We start from the raw sequence: 604 nt of genomic DNA on the forward strand, positions 1-604 counted from the left end.
CCCATACGCTTGTCCCCGTGACCCCCGTCGAGCTCTCCCGTACCGTTCTGCGTGCCGTGCGCCGTGCCGTGGACGCCGGTGAGCTCAGTGTGGTCGTGCCCGCGCGGGCCGTGGTGGCGCCGCCAGGGGCCGGGGGGTGCGGTGACTACGCCACTAACGTCGCCCTGCAGCTGGCCCGGCCCGCCGGGCGTCCGTCGCGTGAGGTTGCCGAGATCCTGCGGCCGCTCATTACCGACGCCGAGGGCGTCGCGCGCGTCGAGATCACCGGGCCCGGCTTCCTCAACATCACCCTGGACGGGGGAGCGGAGGCCCTGGTTCGGGACGTCCTGCGGCGCGGTGTTCGTTATGGGCACGTCGACGAGCCGAGTGGGCGGATCGTGCAGTTGCACTACCCGTGCGAGGTGCGTGCCGCGGTCAGCGGGCAGGCGCTCGCGGGGATCCTGCGTTCGCAGGGTGCCCTCGTCCGTACGTCCTGCGAGGCCGAGTTGGACCCGGCGTGGGCGAAGCCCCTCGGCGTGACCGTCGAAGCCTGCAGCCGCCCCGGCTCTCCGGCGCCCCTCGACGTGAACCTCCGGCCCGTGCCGGCGCCCGAGGACCCCACCCC

Annotated in this window: 1 pseudogene; it reads left to right on the forward strand. The window is 73.8% G+C overall.

What is annotated here, in order from left to right:
- Nucleotides 1-17: 17 nt before the first annotated feature.
- Nucleotides 18-604 (forward strand): annotated as a pseudogene (locus G5C60_RS50860) (ArgS-related anticodon-binding protein NrtL); the annotation flags it as partial.

It is taken from the genome of Streptomyces scabichelini (genome assembly GCF_011045015.1).
Classification (GTDB): domain Bacteria; phylum Actinomycetota; class Actinomycetes; order Streptomycetales; family Streptomycetaceae; genus Streptomyces; species Streptomyces scabichelini.